This is a genomic window from Deferribacter desulfuricans SSM1 (assembly GCF_000010985.1).
In the GTDB taxonomy this organism is placed as follows: domain Bacteria; phylum Chrysiogenota; class Deferribacteres; order Deferribacterales; family Deferribacteraceae; genus Deferribacter; species Deferribacter desulfuricans.
Window position 1 is genome coordinate 511215 of the sequence record NC_013939.1, and the last position, 18469, is coordinate 529683.

18 protein-coding genes, 1 pseudogene and 2 CRISPR repeat arrays are annotated in these 18469 nt (G+C 28.4%); of the genes and pseudogenes, 5 read left to right on the plus strand and 14 right to left on the minus strand.

All coding sequences use genetic code 11. The annotated features are described in order from the left end of the window. Position 1: 1 nt before the first annotated feature. The 5 genes from DEFDS_RS02690 to DEFDS_RS02710 all read left to right on the plus strand — a co-directional run bounded on the left by DEFDS_RS02690 (position 2) and on the right by DEFDS_RS02710 (position 3292). Positions 2-955 carry a FecCD family ABC transporter permease gene (locus DEFDS_RS02690; protein WP_013007277.1) on the plus strand — a complete coding sequence of 318 codons (954 nt, stop codon included), beginning with the start codon at positions 2-4 and terminating at the stop codon, positions 953-955. After that, positions 952-1761 (plus strand): ABC transporter ATP-binding protein, encoded by an 810-nt coding sequence (locus DEFDS_RS02695; protein WP_013007278.1) that lies wholly within the window; start codon positions 952-954, stop codon positions 1759-1761. Before DEFDS_RS02690 ends, DEFDS_RS02695 begins: the two co-directional genes overlap by 4 nt. Beyond that, positions 1754-2548, plus strand: coding sequence for an energy transducer TonB (locus tag DEFDS_RS02700; RefSeq protein WP_041223571.1), 795 nt, complete (start codon positions 1754-1756; stop codon positions 2546-2548). Before DEFDS_RS02695 ends, DEFDS_RS02700 begins: the two co-directional genes overlap by 8 nt. Before the next feature lie 159 nt (positions 2549-2707). Then, complete coding sequence (locus DEFDS_RS02705; RefSeq protein ID WP_041223572.1) at positions 2708-2890, plus strand: hypothetical protein; 183 nt, start codon at positions 2708-2710, stop codon at positions 2888-2890. Positions 2891-3109: 219 nt separating this feature from the next. Continuing rightward, complete coding sequence (locus DEFDS_RS02710) at positions 3110-3292, plus strand: hypothetical protein (protein ID WP_041223574.1); 183 nt, start codon at positions 3110-3112, stop codon at positions 3290-3292. A gap of 224 nt (positions 3293-3516) precedes the next feature. Then, positions 3517-5482: a CRISPR direct-repeat array (repeat unit 30 nt; unit sequence GTTTCAATTCCTCATAGGCACTCTAAAAAC). Between the two features lie 230 nt (positions 5483-5712). Here DEFDS_RS02710 and DEFDS_RS02720 read toward each other — a convergent pair. The 14 genes and pseudogenes from DEFDS_RS02720 to DEFDS_RS02785 form a co-directional block, all read right to left on the minus strand. Beyond that, complete coding sequence (locus DEFDS_RS02720; protein WP_013007279.1) at positions 5713-8049, minus strand: CRISPR-associated helicase/endonuclease Cas3; 2337 nt, start codon at positions 8047-8049, stop codon at positions 5713-5715. After that, complete coding sequence (locus DEFDS_RS02725; protein ID WP_013007280.1) at positions 8036-8308, minus strand: type II toxin-antitoxin system RelE/ParE family toxin; 273 nt, start codon at positions 8306-8308, stop codon at positions 8036-8038. Before DEFDS_RS02725 ends, DEFDS_RS02720 begins: the two co-directional genes overlap by 14 nt. Further along, positions 8309-8557, minus strand: coding sequence for a type II toxin-antitoxin system prevent-host-death family antitoxin (locus DEFDS_RS02730; RefSeq protein ID WP_013007281.1), 249 nt, complete (start codon positions 8555-8557; stop codon positions 8309-8311). A 71-nt stretch (positions 8558-8628) separates the two neighbouring features. Continuing rightward, complete coding sequence (gene cas5b, locus DEFDS_RS02735) at positions 8629-9321, minus strand: type I-B CRISPR-associated protein Cas5b (protein WP_013007282.1); 693 nt, start codon at positions 9319-9321, stop codon at positions 8629-8631. Between the two features lie 39 nt (positions 9322-9360). Continuing rightward, positions 9361-9658: pseudogene (locus tag DEFDS_RS02740) on the minus strand (nucleotidyltransferase family protein). A gap of 14 nt (positions 9659-9672) precedes the next feature. After that, positions 9673-10578 (minus strand): type I-B CRISPR-associated protein Cas7/Csh2, encoded by a 906-nt coding sequence (gene cas7b, locus DEFDS_RS02745; RefSeq protein WP_013007284.1) that lies wholly within the window; start codon positions 10576-10578, stop codon positions 9673-9675. Positions 10579-10620: 42 nt separating this feature from the next. Then, positions 10621-12297, minus strand: coding sequence for a TIGR02556 family CRISPR-associated protein (locus DEFDS_RS02750; protein WP_013007285.1), 1677 nt, complete (start codon positions 12295-12297; stop codon positions 10621-10623). Further along, positions 12281-13057 (minus strand): CRISPR-associated endoribonuclease Cas6, encoded by a 777-nt coding sequence (cas6, locus tag DEFDS_RS02755; protein WP_013007286.1) that lies wholly within the window; start codon positions 13055-13057, stop codon positions 12281-12283. The genes DEFDS_RS02750 and cas6 overlap by 17 nt, the downstream gene beginning before the upstream one ends. Before the next feature lie 44 nt (positions 13058-13101). After that, a complete protein-coding gene (cas2, locus tag DEFDS_RS02760; protein WP_013007287.1) occupies positions 13102-13368 on the minus strand; it encodes a CRISPR-associated endonuclease Cas2 in 267 nt (88 codons plus the stop codon). Between the two features lie 3 nt (positions 13369-13371). Next, positions 13372-14364 (minus strand): type I-B CRISPR-associated endonuclease Cas1b, encoded by a 993-nt coding sequence (gene cas1b, locus DEFDS_RS02765; RefSeq protein ID WP_013007288.1) that lies wholly within the window; start codon positions 14362-14364, stop codon positions 13372-13374. 6 nt (positions 14365-14370) lie between these two features. Then, entirely contained in the window at positions 14371-14865 is a 495-nt protein-coding gene (gene cas4, locus DEFDS_RS02770) for a CRISPR-associated protein Cas4 (RefSeq protein WP_013007289.1), read from the minus strand. A gap of 116 nt (positions 14866-14981) precedes the next feature. Beyond that, a CRISPR array of direct repeats spans positions 14982-16350; the repeat unit is 30 nt; unit sequence GTTTCAATTCCTCATAGGCACTCTAAAAAC. 306 nt (positions 16351-16656) lie between these two features. Beyond that, entirely contained in the window at positions 16657-17427 is a 771-nt protein-coding gene (locus DEFDS_RS02775; protein WP_161595863.1) for a pseudouridine synthase, read from the minus strand. Beyond that, entirely contained in the window at positions 17424-18125 is a 702-nt protein-coding gene (locus DEFDS_RS02780) for a CidB/LrgB family autolysis modulator (protein WP_013007291.1), read from the minus strand. Before DEFDS_RS02780 ends, DEFDS_RS02775 begins: the two co-directional genes overlap by 4 nt. Next, a complete protein-coding gene (locus DEFDS_RS02785; RefSeq protein WP_013007292.1) occupies positions 18109-18459 on the minus strand; it encodes a CidA/LrgA family protein in 351 nt (116 codons plus the stop codon). Before DEFDS_RS02785 ends, DEFDS_RS02780 begins: the two co-directional genes overlap by 17 nt. Positions 18460-18469: the final 10 nt, after the last annotated feature.

The window sequence follows — 18469 nt, forward strand, 5'->3', positions numbered from 1 at the left end:
AATGGATAAAAAAACCTTTTTAAAGAAAATTGGCATATTGTTGATTTTTCTCGGATTATTATTTTTGTTAAATGTTTTCTATAATTATGATTTAAAAAAAGTTGATTTGAAAATTTTACAAGTAATTAGACTACCTAGAGCATTACTCGCAATATCTGTTGGTGGCATTTTGTCTGTGTCAGCAGCAGTTTTACAAGGAGTGTTTAGAAATCCACTTGTAGAAACATATACTTTGGGAATTTCTGGTGGAGCTGGTATAGGTGTAGCTTTAGCTATTTCTTTGGGTTTAAATAAAATTTTTGGTTATTATGCACTCCCTTTTTTTGGATTTTTGGGCGCTTTAGCTGTCTTTTGGCTGATTTATCAATTTGCTTTGAGGAAAAGATTTTTTGAAGTGGACAAAGTATTAATGATAGGTGTGATGATAAGTTTTATTTCATCAGCTTTGCTTATGCTAATTTTATCGCTATCTAAAACTGAGAGTATAAATAATGTAATTTACTGGTTGATGGGTTCGTTAGATGAATCTGACTATTTTGTAATTTTTTTAACATTAATTGTATCTTTTATAATTTTGATTGTATTTGGACTAATTTCAAACCGCTTAAATGGGTTTTTATTGGGGGTAGAAAAGGGGAGTAGTCTTGGTATAGATATTGTGGGGCTTACAAAGCTTACAGTTTTTCTTGCGTGTTTTTCATGTGCTTTTGCAGTTTCTTCAAGTGGTATTATCCCATTTGTTGGGATTGTTGTCCCACATATTTTAAAGGCAATTTATGGCAATGATTTTAGGTTTTTAGTACCAGCATCATTTATTTCAGGTGCTGCGTTTATGTTGTTTGCAGATCTTGTAGCAAAAATAATTATTTCACCAAATGAGCTTCCAGTTGGTGTTATTACAGGTATTATAGGTGGAATTATCTTTATAAATATTTACAGGAAAAGGCTTAAATGAGTTATATTTTAAAAGTAAAGAATTTATGTGCTGGTTATGAAAATGGTTTTAGTTTGAAAGACATCAATTTTTCTATGAAAAAATCAGAATTTTTAGGACTTATTGGGCCAAATGGTTCAGGAAAATCGACATTTTTAAAGACACTAATTGGCACATTGAAAAAATATTCTGGTGAAATTTTTATACAAGATAAAAAAATAGAATCATATTCAAGAAAAGAGTTGAGTAGATTAATTGCTTATGTCCCTCAAAAGATTGAAAATGTTGAGATAACTGTTATTGATTATTTAAAGCTTGGCAGATTGCCATATTTTGATAATTTTCAGTTTTTTGAAAGCAAAAAAGACTTAGATGTAATAAATTACTATATAAGTTTTTTTCAAATAGAAAATTTAATTGATAAGTACTTGTTTCAACTAAGCGGTGGAGAACAGCAGATAGTATCAATAGCATCAGCTTTAATTCAGGAGCCAACTCTATTGTTATTAGACGAGCCAACTGCTCATCTTGATATAAATCATCAAATACAAATTATGGATATTTTAAAAATATTAAATCAAGAAAAGGGGGTATCAATAGTTATAGTTTTGCATGATTTAAATTTAGCTGCGGAGTATTGTGATAATTTAGTGTTGTTAAAGAATGGTCATATAGCAGCAAGTGGGAGTCCAGAAGATGTATTAAATTATAAGACTATAGAAAAAGTATATGATATGGTTGTAGTTTCTATGAAAAATCCTATATCTAATAAACCATTTGTATTACCAGTATCAAAGCTGTTGATGGATAAATATAAAAATGAATAATTATTCACAAAATAGGTTTTTAATTATCTCTATTTTTATATCATTGACATTGCATGGGGTAATTTTAATAAAATATAAAGTTTTTCATATAAACTTTTTCGATAATGATAAAAGTATTACTATTAATTTTGAATTTAAGAGAGCAGAAAAAGTAAAAAATGATGTTCCTGAGGGTAAAAAAGCTGCTAAAATTAATAATTTAAATTTTCAAAATAATAATTCTCATAAAAATAAAATATTTAAAAAGCCTGATTTAGTGAAAAAACATAAAGAAATTATAAAAAAGAAAATAAAGAATAATATCCAAAAAACTGTAGCTTTTATTCCTGACAAGCAGATTGAAGTAAAAAAGAGTTCTGTTCAAAAAATAGATGATGTTAAAATTGATAAACAGGGTTTAGCGTCTAATAATCATATAAATAAAGATTTTACAGAGGAAAGCAATAAAGTAGTTAAACAAGATGTATCGTTATTACAGGATAAAAAAAATTATAAAAATGAACAGAAATTTTTTGATAGTAATAAATATTTTAATTATGTACTCAATTATATTAGAGATAATTTGCCTTATCCTTATCTTGCTAGAAAAAGAGGGATAGAAGGTAGTGTAAAGGTAAAAATTTGGATTAATGAGGCTGGAAAAGTTGTTAAAGTGGAACTGTTGCAATCCTCAGGTTTTAAACTGCTTGATAAAAACACTAAGTATTTTTTAACTAAACTAACATTAAAAGAAAAACCACCTTATGAAGTAAATTTTACCCTAACTCTCGAATATAAGTTATTGTAAATTAACAATTATTAGAAATTCACTCCTGGTAATTACTGGATATTTTGTCATTAAGAGGCCAGCGAAGTAATCTTAAAAAGCTGTTGCAATAAATTTCAGCTGATAATTTGTTTGCTATTATTTTTAGTTATGTTAAAATTTATTAAAGGGGGTTTTGTGATGTATTCTGGGGATTCATTTTTTTATGTTATAGGGATGATCATTGTAGCAATCATTATTTTTATAATAGCTAGAGAATTTAACTGTTGGTATTGGAAGATTAATAAAAGATTGCAATTGCTTGAAGAAATTAATCAAAACTTAAAGGAGCTTTTGGAGTTACAAAAGAGGCAGAAAGGTTAGATTTAGATAAGTGAATATAATTTTAAAGGTATTAGAGAGGACTGAATTTTTTTCTTTATGATCTATGTTTTTGCTTAAATGTTGCAAATTGTTATTAGGAGAAGTTGAATGTAATTTTGCGTTGTTCTACACCTCTTTTTATTTAAGTAGAAATTGACAAAGGGTTATGAGCTGGATATATAAAATTGTTCTTAATAAACAATTAGTTTGGTGGAAAATATGACTAGGAAAAAATTATTGGATAAAAAAATATCAGAGAAACTTTCGCTGGACTCAGAAAAGGACAAGCCGATTACCTTTTTCGGTTCAAGACTCTTGACGGACTCAGAAATAGAATCTTTAAGGAAAAAGGCGGAACAAGCGGATCAATTTTACAAAGAATTTTTTAGCAAGCAGAATTAAAACTAAAATATACCCGTTGCAAATAATAATTGCTTAAACACCTCAGATTGCTTCGCTAACGCTCGCAATGACTGCTTTTTTGGGTCATTGCGAGGCAACATTAGTTGCCGAAGCAATCTCAAAACTTTAATAATATCAGAAAATTGTTCCCTTGTGCAACAGCCTCTTATCATCCTAAAAATGAGAACCTTTCGACGCAGGATAAATAGGAAAATAATACAAATAATTCAATTCCTCTTAGGCACTCTAAAAACCAGAAATAACAGGTTCAATCAAAGTATATGATAGAAAGTTTCAATTCCTCTTAGGCACTCTAAAAACAGAGTTAATTTTTTGTTGTACTCTTGTTCAAGGTACTGTTTCAATTCCTCTTAGGCACTCTAAAAACCAATCAAATCAAAAGCTGAGTATGTTGTATCTACTACAGTTTCAATTCCTCTTAGGCACTCTAAAAACATGTCCCAGGTTTTGTTTATTTGTTAGTGGATAGGAGTTTCAATTCCTCTTAGGCACTCTAAAAACCAAGTATTGATGCAGTAGCTTGTGAGGTGGGTGATGGTTTCAATTTCTCTTAGGCACTCTAAAAACGCTCCTCAAGACTCATCTTGACAATTTGACGACCATGTTTCAATTCCTCTTAGGCACTCTAAAAACAAGAGCTTGAGAAGGGACTCGAAAGGTTTCTTGCAGTCAGTTTCAATTCCTCTTAGGCACTCTAAAAACGTGAAAATCCATCTCGGGGATAAAGAGGAAATAAAAGAGTTTCAATTCCTCTTAGGCACTCTAAAAACTATTAAATCGTTTATACTTGATGTTGCAGATGTGCTGTTTCAATTCCTCATAGGCACTCTAAAAACTTTCAAAGAGAATAAAAAGATAATTCTAACTGAAGATGGTTTCAATTCCTCATAGGCACTCTAAAAACAATATTTATATGAAATCATTGAATCAAAAGATAACAAGTTTCAATTCCTCATAGGCACTCTAAAAACCTCACTGTGTTTTAGAAATTAGAAGCTTAAAAAATGGGTTTCAATTCCTCTTAGGCACTCTAAAAACTTTTTATACCATTGATTAGCTCGTTGTTCGATATTGTGTTTCAATTCCTCTTAGGCACTCTAAAAACCCGCTTATCGCTGCAGCTGTCAAAACGGGGAAAGATAGTTTCAATTCCTCTTAGGCACTCTAAAAACCTCTGCACAAAGCTTGTTATCAGGCTCGGCGAACAGGGGTTTCAATTCCTCTTAGGCACTCTAAAAACCTATAGCAATTTCATCCTTGTCTTTCATTAGGGAAGTTTCAATTCCTCTTAGGCACTCTAAAAACAAATATCTAAAGTTACTTTACGAATAGGAAACCATTGTTTCAATTCCTCTTAGGCACTCTAAAAACAAAGAAAACTAATGAAGGGGGTAGTTATGAAATATAAGTTTCAATTCCTCTTAGGCACTCTAAAAACATATTTATTGCATAAACGAAAATAATGATGGAAATGGTTTCAATTCCTCTTAGGCACTCTAAAAACATGGGCTTTTGTTGCCATAAAAGCATATCTATTTTGTTTCAATTCCTCTTAGGCACTCTAAAAACCCAACCCTTTTCCATAAATAGTTATATTACAGTCTCTGTTTCAATTCCTCTTAGGCACTCTAAAAACTACATCAGTTCAATCTCCCGTTGTTTTTCAATTGTTGTTTCAATTCCTCTTAGGCACTCTAAAAACAGAAAAGATTAATCAATTTGGGGTTACTGTTCAATTGTTTCAATTCCTCTTAGGCACTCTAAAAACTTTTAAAATTGTATCCACCATATTGGTCTTCAATGGCGTTTCAATTCCTCTTAGGCACTCTAAAAACTTGAACAAATTCTGCAAGGTTGGTCTGAACAAGATACGTTTCAATTCCTCTTAGGCACTCTAAAAACGAAAACATTCAGAAATGAACATTGTGAATGGTATTCGTTTCAATTCCTCTTAGGCACTCTAAAAACTTGACATAGAAGTTGAACAAGGAAGTGATACAAGTCTGTTTCAATTCCTCTTAGGCACTCTAAAAACATATATAACATCAGAATCTTTAAACCAACGCGGAAAAGTTTCAATTCCTCTTAGGCACTCTAAAAACTATATTATATAAAGAAAACAGACCATCCTTGTAGATAGTTTCAATTCCTCTTAGGCACTCTAAAAACCCTTATCCCTACGAAATATCAAATTGTCAAACATCTTTGATAAATCTACTAATTTTATTATACAAAATTTTGAAAAATGTGTCAAATTTAAAGTGATTTTTAGTCGACCTCTAATCTTGTAAAAAAACCTGGAGATCGACAACTGATTGATACATATAAATGAATACAATATTTCTATGGTTTTCTAATAAAAAAATTTTTAGAAAAATATCAAAAATAATGGGGGTCGACTAAAAACTAAAAAATAGCCCGCCTTTTACTTTAAAACCAGTTTCTAAATCATAATACTCATGTATGTTTTCATACGGAACAAAATAAAAATTGTTTTCAATTGGTGGTGGATTGTCTTTAATTGGAACTGATACAACAAATTTATAAAAGTCTGATTTTATACTGTCAAATGCCTTTTTTCTTTCAAATAAATCCTGTAACTGCCATATTTTTGTATATTCTTCCCATACTTTTTTGGCTTCATTATCAATTTCAATAAAAACATCTTCCTTATAGTAGTCTTCTTTTATTAAAACAAAATCTTCAATAGATTTAATCTTGTCTTTTTCTTTTTCTGCTGAAAACTTTAGTGTGTATAGCATTTCTAGCATATCTAAGGAGACTTTGTCAGATTTTATTTGCTTTATTTTTTCAAAATACTTATTTACTAAACCTATAAACTCTTTCTCTGAATAAATTTCTTTTTCAAGAATTTCATCTGTAGCATTTATCAAAACAGAATCATATATGTATGAACTATAAGATCTGTTATTTTTATCATCAAAAAGTTTTACTATATAAAATTTACCTTTTTCTTTTTTTCCTTCTCTGTTACACCTACCAGCAGATTGATTTAAACTGTCAAAAGGTGCAAAATCTCTGTAAACAATGTCAAAATCAATATCTACGCCTGCTTCTACGAGTTGTGTTGAAACTGCAATTCTTTTATTATGGTTTTTCAACTCTTTAATTCTTTTTAGTCTTTCTTTTGGAATAATATGAGTCGATAAAAATATTATTTCATCTTTGAAATCTTTTTTAAGAAATTCAAAAAGCATTTTAGCAGAACTTACAGTATTCATTATAAAAAGATAAGTTTTGTTATCTTCTATATTTAAATTTGAGTAGAACAGCTCAATAGTCTGCTGTGTTTTATTTATAAAAACATCGTATCGATCTATATGTTCAAAATAATCTTTGCTTGCAAGCTCAATATATTTCTTTTTTTCAAAAATCATTGGCTGAGTAGCTGTTGAAAAGATAATATAAAAATTAAATTTTTCTGCCATTCGGCATAATACTTCTTTTATTAGTAACCAATACTTATGGGGAATAGACTGAATTTCATCTAAAATGGCTACAGAGTTTGCTAATCTATGAAATTTTCTGAGCATTTTATTTTTATTTCCTATGAGTGAGTAAAAAAACTGTAAAAATGTTGTAGTAATTATTTTAGAATTCCAACCTTCAATTAAAAGCCTTGAAGTATTATAATCAAACTCATCAACTTTTGATTTATAGCTAAAACCAGTCAAATGGTGATGTTTTAAAAGAATTGAGCTGTCTAGATTTATGTCGTTTTCTTTTAAAACATTTTCAAAAACACTAAAATTTTGTTCAATAATAGAAAGGAAAGGCAAGCAGTAGATAATCTTTAGGTTTATTCCTTTTTCTTTTTTTAATTTTTCTGCTATTTTTAAAGCTGTTTTAAATGAGATAAGTGTTTTTCCAAGTCCTGTTGGAAGGGTTAAGGTATAAATTTTCTGATTTATATCTATTTCTTTTTCTGCAACTTCTTTGTAGGCTTTTTTCCTGAGGTTTATAATCTCTGTTTCTTCAAAAGAAAGATTTTTTACGAAATTATCAACGATTTCCGGTTTTATTTGAATGTCTTTAAAAAGTATATTTTTATCTGTTTTTATACCTACATCTGATTTGTCTGCATCAAGAATTAGAGAAAACATAAAAACTGTATTTATGTAGTAATCAATTGATTTTTCATCTTTGAGTTTTCTAATAAATCTTCTTATTTTTCTTAAAGTTTGCTTTATTTGCTGAAAATCTATTTCTTCGAAAGAAAAATTGATTAAGTTTTTATCGCAAGTTTCCACATTTTGTAGAAAATTTTTAAATTTTTCTTTATCGATTGAGTTTATCTGAGTTTGTAAAATTTTTATATCTTCTTCTTCAATAACTAAATCATTTAAAAAGTCTTTAAGGTTTGAATGATGGCGTTTAGGTAAAATGTATGACAATGAAAGGAGAAAAGGGTTATCTATATTTTTAGACTTTAAATATCTATCAGTTAAAAAAAGTCCAGCTATTCCACCCAAATGGGCATGTTTTGTCTCTAATTTATTTTTTAATTCTTTATCACCAAGAATATAATCTTGAAAAAATTGTGTAGATTTTCCTATGTCATGGGAAAAGGTTATGATTGTTAATATATCTTTTAAAATTTTGTCATTAATAGAAATTTCTGAATAATATTTATTGGCTAATTCTATAACTTGTGAAGTATGCTTTTCTAACAGCCTGTCAGGATGGGAATGGAGTTTTGAATTAATATACTTCATCGTGATGTCCTATATCTATTAAAACTATTTCTTTTTTTACAATTACAAAAGTTAAAATAATTCTATAGCTCATAGTGATTGAAACTGAATATTTATCTTTAAATTTTCCTTTTAACTTATGAAGTCTTAAAGATGGATGATGTGGGTCTAACTCTAAAAGTTTCAAAACTTTTTTATATCTTGGTATTAAATCTTTATGCTTTTTTAAAAATTCTTTTTCTCTTTTTAGATAGATTTCTGTAAAAACGAGGGAATACAACTAAATACCTAACCTCTGGAAATGTTCTTCTGCAGTTTCTTTTATATATCTTCCTTTTTTATAATCTTCTTCTGCTTCTTTAATAATCTTATCAAGTTCTGCTTCTTTTAATTTCTCATATTCTTCAACGGGAAGGATTACAAATTTCTTTTTTCCTCTTACAGTAATGAAAACTTCGTTATATTTTTTTATAAGTTTTTCAACGAATGAAATTCCTTTTGTTTTTAAATCATTAGCTGATAATATCATAAAAACCTCTTTATAGCATTTACATTAATACTAAATATAGTATTTTCTTATTACTTTGTAAAGTTTATAATTTAAAAGAAAGAAACGATTTTATCTTCAATTTTATAGCAATTTTTGAAATTACCTTCTAACTTTTGACCGTTAAGCTCCATGATTACATCTTCATATTTTAAAACCTCTCTATTTTGGTTCATATCTATTGGGAGTTTTTCTTTAAAATATTTTTTCCCTTCTTCAACTTCTATATTTTCAACATTTTTTGAAAGAATTGCCGAATTTACAAAGTCAGCATTACCAGTAGGTTCTGCTTTAAAAGCTCCTATATATTTGAAATTTGCAAGCAAATTTGCAAGTCCTAAAGATAAAGTGTAGTAAGTTTCTTTATTTTTAACTCTCTGAATTAGTTTATTAAACAAATCTTCATTATTGATGTTTACATAAAATCTGTACGCTGGATTTCTTAGAAATTCTGTTTTTATCTGCGTTCTTGACTTTATTAAATGAAAACTGTTAGAGTTTTTAGTATCAATTAGGTTTATTGTCATTCTTGTTTTCTTTATAGGATTTAATATTTGAATGGCTATTTTAGTAGTTTTAACATTTAGATATTGAAGATACTCATTTTTTCCAAATCCTAAAATCGCTCCTAACATTCCATAAACTGCTGTAGGTGGTGGAACAGAAAATGTCAATGGTGAAGATGTTGTATAAAACTTTTTAAAATGTCCAAAATCTCCCCAAATATCAAAGACTAATACTTTCATTTATCAAATTCCTTTTTAGAAAAAAATTTATATTCTCGTTCAGACATTTATTGCCTCTCCATATATATATTTTTTCAATTCTTTTCTTACAGCTTCTTTTATTACTAAATCTACTTTCTTTCCAAACAATTCTTCCAAATAAAATTTCAATCCCATATAGTTTATAAAATGTTTTCTTCCCTTTTTCAAACTCTACTAATATATCAATATCGCTATCTGGAGTTTGTTCTCCTCTAACATAAGAGCCAAAAATATATAAATTCTTAACTCCAAACCTTTCTTTTATCTCTTTTTTATGCTTCTTCAAAAGCTGTTTAATATCTTCTAATGTCTTCATAGTTTAAAATAAATCTAAATTTCTATTTTTTCAAAGTTTATTTTCTCTGAAGAAAAATCTTTATTCAGTCTTAAATTTCTGTCAATTTTATATAAAACTTTTTCAATTTTATCTGCTTCTTCTTCTAATGCATATATGAGTTCATCAATATTCAGAATAAAGTCATCAGTGCTTCTAAGCTCTTCATCTGCTTTTTCAGATTCGAGTTTTATATATCTGTGTAATTCTCCAATATGTGAATGAACCTCATTTTTATAAATAACTTCTATTAGGAGTCTTGGTATTTGTTCGTTTTTTGAGCGGGTGATAAGATTTTTTGTTCCTTCCCACATCCCTTTTTTTAGATATTCTAAGTCTGTATCTGTTAATTTTGTTGTTTTTGCAGCATTTTCGTTTGCAACTCCATGAAATGCTATTAGAGAATAGGGCAAAATCCATTCTTCTCTGAATGTTTTTTGTTCTTTCCCAGCTGTTGAGGCAAAAGCACCTGTCCCTTTGATATATTCTAGCTTTACTCTATGAAGTGATTGTCCCATATTAAACTGAACTGCACCTGTATAGGTAATTGAACTATCTTTGTTTTTCCCAGTTGTAATAGGGATTGTACCACCAAACAGTCTGACATCGATACACTCATTTAATATTTTTTCAGGATTATTTTCAAAATCTTTTGCTCTTGCTTTTGCATCTTGGATTTTACCATTTTCATCAGCAATTTCTCTAACAAAAATTTCCAGTCCCTCAAAATCTTTTAAATAGTCCCTTATAGTTCTTTTCAGTCTTACATCTGTAACGATATTTTTCCCAGTTTCTTCATCAATTCGTGGTTTGTTTTCATCATTTGGATCTCCGTTTGGGTTAGCAAAGCTAACATCATATAAAAATAGATATTCTCTTCGATTTTTAATAATTTCACTCATGACCTTACTCCTTTTTTTTATAATTTTACTATAAAAATTATTTCATTCTTCTTTTTCATAAATAATATTTGCAACTTCTTTTGATAGTGCCATTCCAGAAGCAAAATAGAAATTTATTTCATCTATTGTTAAACCAAATTTTTCTTGAGCTAAAAATTCTTTTGATATTTCCTTTGTTAATTCTTGTTTACCTTTATCAAATCTTTCATATTCCATAAGCTTGTTAATCACTTTAGGTAGTAAACCTTTTATATTCTCTTCATTCATTTTTAGACCTTTAAGATTTTTAAAAAAAGGTGTGCTTTCTCTTTCCTGTCCTTGAATGTTTAAAAGCATCTGAGTTAAAGCTCCAAGTAAGAAAATACCTCTTTTAGCAGGAGTATTTAAAGATTTTCCTACTTTTTCGAAAATCTTATCGAATTTTGTCTTTTCCATTTTATTCTCCTCACAGTTTATTAAACAAAGCTCTTCAAAAAAATTAATATTCATTAGAGCATCTATTACTGTATAGTTGAAATTTTTATTATTTAAAAAATCACTTCTTATTTTTCTGTTAAATATTTGAATAAGAGTTTTAAAATTGAGCTTACCACTTCTAAAAATTTTATCTATTACTTCAAAAAAAAGCTTATCAAACTCTTTTAAAAATTCATTAAGTTTAGCAAAAGTGTAATTTTGCTCAAAAATTCTGTCAATTTTGGTTTTTGTCTCATATATGAAATGAATTCTTGAGGGAAAAACATCTTCTATTAAAAGCAAAATTCTCTCTGCTGCATTATCTTTTTTTAGGAACAGAAAATAAAAGCTCACAACATCTTTATAATCTTTGATAATATCAAGGATTTCTTCTTTGTCTCCAGTTATTGTTTTTCTTTGCTCATTTGTCAGTTTTTGGATTTTTTCTTCTGAGGTTAAAATCTCATTTATTTCATCAAGAGCCTCAGGAACATTAAGAATCATTTTTGGAATGAGATAATAGGTTTTACTGTAAAAGTTATATTTGAGGTGTTCTTCTACAAATTTTTTGGCAAAATCCACTTTTAAAAAGCACTTCTCACAAATAGGGAAATTCTTCCAAGCCTCTTTTTTGTTAAATCCGCCTGTGATGTAGCATTCTTTATCAAGGGTGTAAAATTTGTAAATTTGTGAAGTTGTAAACACTTCTTCTTTTTTCTCTCCACAGACGCTGCAAACTGCATCTTTTTTTGAAATCTCTTTTATTTTATTTAAATAATCTTCAAGTAAAATTTTCTTAAAGTCTGGATTTTCTATTTCATAGAGATATTTTCCATCAATTTTAATAGTTAAAATTTTGTTATCTTTTGTTTGTTGATTTAGTTCTTCTAATTTTTTAATAATTTCATCTTTGTTTTTTACAAGTTCATTATAAATGTTTTTAATTTCTATGATGTTGTTGTGACCTTCAAGCCATTTCAGAAGTTTTTTTGTAAATGTTTTTTCTGGTTCTGTAACTCTTGAAGTTGGGGAAAAATCAGGTGCGTTTGAGCCAGAAGCTCTTTTATAAAGGTAAATATAAGGAGATTCAGCTTTAAACTCTTCTACTGAAAGTTTTTGAAAATTCAAATCCTTATCAAACTCTAATGCCCAGACTACTTTGTATGTTCCGCTGCTATCAGGATTTTCTATAAGAATATCAATCGGAGTTTTATTTTCCTTTTCTAAAAGTATCTCTCCTAAATCTTTAATAGCTGTCAACATATTTTTCCCTTTTTATTGTATTATTTAATATTTCTACCATTCCAAAACCTTGGGAGTTTTTCGCTCCAAGACCTGCGTCATAAACAGTTTTAAAAAGTTCAGGGATTGTTTTTATCTTAAAAGTTCCTTCATAGGCTTCTATTGGAAAATCTTTGTATTTGAATAATACTTTTTTTGTTTTTATTGGCTGTATTTCAATTGGAAACTCTGAAATCTCTTCACCTGTAATGATTTCAAATTTTTTTCTTAGATTTTCTTTTATTAAATATTGGAATTCAGGTTCACTTGGTGAGTAGTATCTATAATATTTTTTTCCATTTTCAAAAGTTTTATAAGCAGTTATTGGAGATAATGTTTTTATTATAAAATCTTCTTCAAAGTATGGGTTTTGGAGAACTTCTATACTTTCAAGATAAAGTGGATTTTTACCTAAAAAAATATTTTCTTTTTTCAAAAATGTTTCCCCCCAATTTTTTGTAAAGTCATTTATAGCCGAAGAAATAAAAATAGTTATTGGAGTTTTATATTTAATTTTTGTGATTTTACTTTTTTCTCTGATAAGCTCAAAATATTTGGATTGAATTTTTGAGAAAGTAAATAGTTTAAACTGCCTTTTGTAATAAAAAAAGCCAATTTCATGAAGAAAATTTGCAAGTGGAGTAGGAAGATTATTATAAAACATACTTTGAAGTAAATAATTGTGATGAATAGGCAAAATTATATATTCGTTATCAGAATTAAATAAAAGCTTTATTTTCATAATAATATTTTAACATATACTTTTAACTTTTCAACAATAGTTGATTAAAAAAATAAATCTTCATGTGAAGGCTTTGATATACCGATAGAATCTCTTTCATAATATTTTTTTGTTCTGAATTTATAAATCAATACAGAGTCTTCATTTTCATCCATTATATCTTTTAATTCGTCAGTAAGTATACGGAGATTTGCTTCTGTTATTTCTCCTTCGAAAACGCTATTTTGAACCCAAGTTAAATATTTTTTGCAAGTTTTATGAAATTTTTGCACCCTTTTTTCATTTGCATCATATACTAATATTATAAACATTTATCACCAATTAGTTATAAATGGTTTGTAAATATCTTCTTTTAAAAAGTGTTTATAAAGTTTGTAACACTCTAATCTGATAAGTTTTCTATAAGAAACTTTTCCTATATTTTTATAATTTATTGTTGTAGCTAATTTTTCTTCAAATAATTTTATAAAGATTTGTCTTCCTTTTTCGTTTAAATAAGTAAAATCAATTTCTTGTTCAAAATGTTTTAGCTGTATTTGCTTTTTGTTAATGAGGCTAAAAATTACTCTATCAACTATTATTGGTTTGAAAACTTCAGCTAAATCCAAATTTAAACTAAAACTGCGTTGGTTGGTTTCGTGGAGATAGCCGATTCTAGGGTCAAGATGTGTTCTATAAATTTGAGATAGAATTGTAGTATATATCAGTGAGTTGCCAAAACTTATTAGGGCATTTATTGGGTTTTCGGGTGGTCTTTTAGTCCTTTTATCGAAATAAAAATCTTCAAAGTTTAAGATTACATTAAAGGCATCATAATATATTTTTCTTATTTCACCCTCGAGAGCCATTAAAGATGAGATACTTGATTTATTGTTTATTTTTTTTGATTTTTCTTCTATTTGTTCAATATATGGTGTTATTTTTTCTAATTTTGTTTTTTTATAGTAATTGAGATTTTTTAAAATGTTTGATAATCCTCCACTTACAAAACTTTTTGCTAAAAATAGTCGTTCTTCTTTATTTAAATAAAATTCTGCTTGTTTCAAAATTATGATGCCGGCATTTAAGTATTCTCTTGGATAATAACTTCCAATGTAATATCCATAGTAGTTGTAAAAGTATAAAGGTATTTTGTTTTTTGTTAAAAATTCAAGCGCTCTTTTATTTATATCGATTTCACCAAAAACATGTATTTCAGATACTGCATTTATTGGTATTGTCTTTTTTTCGTTATCCTTGATGAAAAATAAGGTGTTATCTTTTCTTTTTAATTCGCCGTCATTAAATATATATATTGGTTTCTTCATGATGTTCTAACTCCAGCACATCTCTTTATAAGCGCAATTTTTACAATAATGGATTTTTGTTGCTTTTGGAGGCTTATCCATATTTAGTATTTTATTAATATTACTTATTGCATTTTTAAGTTCATTTTCGATTTCTTTTGTCAAAAATATTTTTTTCTTTTTTCTCTCTTCAGGGAACAAAAGCTCACCCGATAAATTTATTCCCTTTTGCTTTAAAAAATATAAGTAAAAAGCAATTTGCATAGTTGCACTTTTTAAGTATTTTGAAGATTTTTTGATTTCACCAATAACTTTTTTACCAGGCAAGATATCTATTTTTATTGTATTATCGATAATAAATTCTTTTTTTTGCTTTTTGTAGTAGAAATCATGAATATGCCTTCCTAAAGCTAAAAAGTCGTTTTCCTGATCTGCTTCTATGGAATGACCAATAAACCATACTTCTCGTGGACAGATATAATAATACCAAATAAGAGTTCCGTTGATATTAACTGTATCCATATTATTAATATAAAATTAATGGATATTAGTAAAAGCTTTTATTTAATTAACTTCAAATCCTTTAAGGCACTTTAAAAACAAAGAACTTGAGAAGGAAGTTTATATTGATCTACCTTGTTTCAAATCCTTTTAGGCACTCTAAAAACTCAACCAATCTATATTAGTCCGAATTATATTCATTTGAGTTTCAATTCCTCATAGGCACTCTAAAAACTGATGAATGAGGAAATACCAATTTCGCCTGATGATCGTTTCAATTCCTCATAGGCACTCTAAAAACAAAAACAAAAGATAAGGCAATCGCAAAACGCCTATTGTTTCAATTCCTCATAGGCACTCTAAAAACTTGATGAAGCTCAAAAAATATTCGATAGGAAATTTTAGTTTCAATTCCTCATAGGCACTCTAAAAACTAACAAATAGTGAATCAGATTCAGTTTACAAATGATGTTTCAATTCCTCATAGGCACTCTAAAAACTAACAAATAGTGAATCAGATTCAGTTTACAAATGATGTTTCAATTCCTCATAGGCACTCTAAAAACATAATAGGCATTACTGTAATAAATAAAGTAGTTAAAAGTTTCAATTCCTCATAGGCACTCTAAAAACGAAAAATTAGGAAAAGCACGCTAAAAAGCGTGCTTTTTGTTTCAATTCCTCATAGGCACTCTAAAAACTTGTCAATCCAAATATTACAGTTGTGCAATTTGCGCAACGTTTCAATTCCTCATAGGCACTCTAAAAACAATTGTACAAATCTGTAATTTTCTTTTTGTTGTTTAGGTTTCAATTCCTCATAGGCACTCTAAAAACTTGTCAAATAAATAACTAATGTAATTGTGCAAATCTGGTTTCAATTCCTCATAGGCACTCTAAAAACAGACTCAACGACGGTTTTATGGAGCATTATAGATGGTTGTTTCAATTCCTCATAGGCACTCTAAAAACGATGGTTTGACCTTCAAAACCTTGCGAACGAAATTATTGTTTCAATTCCTCATAGGCACTCTAAAAACTTCCAAAAAACTTGTGGGGTTGGAAGAAGCAGGAAAAGTTTCAATTCCTCATAGGCACTCTAAAAACTTGCAACCCTTCATGCTTTGAACTTTGTTCAAAGCGAAAGTTTCAATTCCTCATAGGCACTCTAAAAACAAGGGGCTCAAAGCGTGGAATAATAAAAGAGTTTTCGTTTCAATTCCTCATAGGCACTCTAAAAACTAATAGCTCTTCTTGGTCCGCTATTAACAGCAAAGTCGTTTCAATTCCTCATAGGCACTCTAAAAACGAACGCGCTCATATCTATGGACATCTTTTAAACCCGTTTCAATTCCTCATAGGCACTCTAAAAACATTTCTGGACTCTATGGACATAATGGACACTTTTTTGTTTCAATTCCTCATAGGCACTCTAAAAACAAAACCCGACGCCATTATTAATGTCATCGGGTTTTCGTTTCAATTCCTCATAGGCACTCTAAAAACCCCTTATCCCTATGAAGTATCGAATTGTCAAACATCTTTGATAAATCTATTAATTTTATTATACAAAATTTTGAAAAGTATGTCAAATTTAAAGCAATTTTTAGTCGACCTGTAATCTTGTAAAAAAACCTGGAGATCGACAATTAATTGATACCTATAATTAAATATAAGATTTTTATGGTTTTCTAATAAAAAAAATTTCCTTAAAAAACATTAAAAATTGCGAGATTGACTAATTTAAGTGTTAGGCAGTTAAAAATAACTTTTTAGATATTGCATATCATCAATTTGCAAAGACCAAAATACTTAAACTGAAATGAGATTTTGATACTCTTTTATAAAGTTTTCTTTTTTTGGGGAGTGGGCTTCAAAATTATCTATTTTTGTATAAATACAGGAGAGCATAAGTCTTTTGTATTGTTTATCACCGTAAAGTGTATCTCCCAAAATTGGAAATCCCAAAAATGATAGATGTGCTCTTATCTGATGTCTTGTTGCTTTAAAAATAGTGATTTCAAGTAGTGAGTAATTTTTATCTGAATTAATGACCTTTATATTTGAAAGGTGTTCAAGGTCAATCTCTTCTAACACTTTTACTTTTTTTCTTTTTTTGTAAACGATTTTGTTAAAAACAATTGTATCCTCTGGGAAATTGCCAATTACAACAGCTAGATATTTTTTCAAAACATTCTCTGGTTTATATCCATCTTTTATTGCTGCAATAACTCCATCCGTTTCAAAGTCAAGCCTTGAAATAAGTTTATATTCTTTAAAATGTTCTGAAACAATGTCTGAAATCGTTAAAGAGTCTTCTAATTTGTGTCTTTCTGTATGCATAAAAGGTGGTTTGTAGAGAAATATTACATTTTCATAATTTGAAATAATAAATTCGTCTAAATTATATTCTATTTTTTTTATATCAATGTTGAGGCTTATGTGATGGTTTTCAATATTTGTTATTTCTAGATTTTCTTTTGCGAATTTACCATCAATTAATACTTTTTTCTCTTTTATATATTTTTTAGCTAATCTTTTTGAAATATTGAATTGTTGTGAGAGATAATCAACTAATTTCATAATAATTTGTATATAATATAAAAAATTATTGGTGTAAATATAGCTGTTGCAATGCCATTTAAACATATTGCAAGTGAGCTTGATGCTCCTTCTAATTCTCCTTCTTCAAAGGCTCTTGCTGTTCCTATACCGTGTGAAGCGCTACCAATTGCAAGACCCACAGCAACTTTGTTTTTTATACCAGTTAATTTCAGAAAAGCTGGCCCGATTACAGCACCAAGCACTCCTGTAGCAATAACTATCGCAGCAGTTAAAGATGGAATCCCTCCAATCTTTTTTGAAATCCCCATTGCTATTGGTGTTGTTACAGATTTAGGAGCAATTGAAGCAACCACCACTTTTGAAGCTCCAAGTAATTTTGCAGTTAGTGCAGCGGATAATATACCAACAATACTACCGATTATTATACTAATTATAATTGATATACCTCTTTTTTTGATCTCTTCAAATTGTAAATAAAGTGGTACACCGAGAGCTACTACTGATGGCCCAAGGAAAAAGCTGATAATTTTAGCACCTTTGAAATATGTATGATAATCAAGGTTTATCAGTTTTAATAACAAAATAAGTGATGTTATTGATATTAAAACTGGATTAAAAAGTATAAATCTGTATTTATTGTATAATTTGGAAGCTAAATAGAACACTAAGAATGTTATCATTACAGAAAAGATTGGATTTTCAATTATTGCTTTCATTTTTTTTGTCCATTATTTGTTGTACTTTGCCTACTATGAAAAGAACGGCCAATGTGCTAAAAAAATAGGAAATAACAATAGGGATAAACTCTTTTTTTATCAAATCAAAATATATCATTATCCCTACACCGGGCGGGACAAATAAAAAAGCCATATTTTTTACAAGGACATCTGCTGCAGGCTTTACACTTTCTAATTTAATTAGATTTGTTTTTAATGAAATTGTTAAAAGAATCATACCGATGACATTACCAGGAATAGGGATATTTAAGAGAGTTGAAATTGTATCACCGATAAAAAGGTATAAAAAAATGATAGTTAATGATTTAACCATGAAATTTATA

Excerpts from the sequence above, each read along its gene's own strand:
- DEFDS_RS02690 (WP_013007277.1), top strand. The coding sequence starts at position 2 with ATGGATAAAAAAACCTTTTTAAAGAAAATTGGCATATTGTTGATTTTT.
- cas5b (WP_013007282.1), bottom strand. The coding sequence starts at position 9,321 with ATGAAAGTATTAGTCTTTGATATTTGGGGAGATTTTGGACATTTTAAA.
- cas2 (WP_013007287.1), bottom strand. The coding sequence starts at position 13,368 with ATGTTTATAATATTAGTATATGATGCAAATGAAAAAAGGGTGCAAAAA.
- DEFDS_RS02780 (WP_013007291.1), bottom strand. The coding sequence starts at position 18,125 with ATGAAAGCAATAATTGAAAATCCAATCTTTTCTGTAATGATAACATTC.
- DEFDS_RS02750 (WP_013007285.1), bottom strand. The coding sequence starts at position 12,297 with ATGTTGACAGCTATTAAAGATTTAGGAGAGATACTTTTAGAAAAGGAA.
- DEFDS_RS02710 (WP_041223574.1), top strand. The coding sequence starts at position 3,110 with ATGACTAGGAAAAAATTATTGGATAAAAAAATATCAGAGAAACTTTCG.
- DEFDS_RS02720 (WP_013007279.1), bottom strand. The coding sequence starts at position 8,049 with ATGAAGTATATTAATTCAAAACTCCATTCCCATCCTGACAGGCTGTTA.
- DEFDS_RS02705 (WP_041223572.1), top strand. The coding sequence starts at position 2,708 with ATGTATTCTGGGGATTCATTTTTTTATGTTATAGGGATGATCATTGTA.
- DEFDS_RS02695 (WP_013007278.1), top strand. The coding sequence starts at position 952 with ATGAGTTATATTTTAAAAGTAAAGAATTTATGTGCTGGTTATGAAAAT.
- cas1b (WP_013007288.1), bottom strand. The coding sequence starts at position 14,364 with ATGAAGAAACCAATATATATATTTAATGACGGCGAATTAAAAAGAAAA.
- DEFDS_RS02785 (WP_013007292.1), bottom strand. The coding sequence starts at position 18,459 with ATGGTTAAATCATTAACTATCATTTTTTTATACCTTTTTATCGGTGAT.
- cas6 (WP_013007286.1), bottom strand. The coding sequence starts at position 13,057 with ATGAAAATAAAGCTTTTATTTAATTCTGATAACGAATATATAATTTTG.
- DEFDS_RS02730 (WP_013007281.1), bottom strand. The coding sequence starts at position 8,557 with ATGATATTATCAGCTAATGATTTAAAAACAAAAGGAATTTCATTCGTT.
- DEFDS_RS02700 (WP_041223571.1), top strand. The coding sequence starts at position 1,754 with ATGAATAATTATTCACAAAATAGGTTTTTAATTATCTCTATTTTTATA.
- cas4 (WP_013007289.1), bottom strand. The coding sequence starts at position 14,865 with ATGGATACAGTTAATATCAACGGAACTCTTATTTGGTATTATTATATC.
- cas7b (WP_013007284.1), bottom strand. The coding sequence starts at position 10,578 with ATGAGTGAAATTATTAAAAATCGAAGAGAATATCTATTTTTATATGAT.
- DEFDS_RS02775 (WP_161595863.1), bottom strand. The coding sequence starts at position 17,427 with ATGAAATTAGTTGATTATCTCTCACAACAATTCAATATTTCAAAAAGA.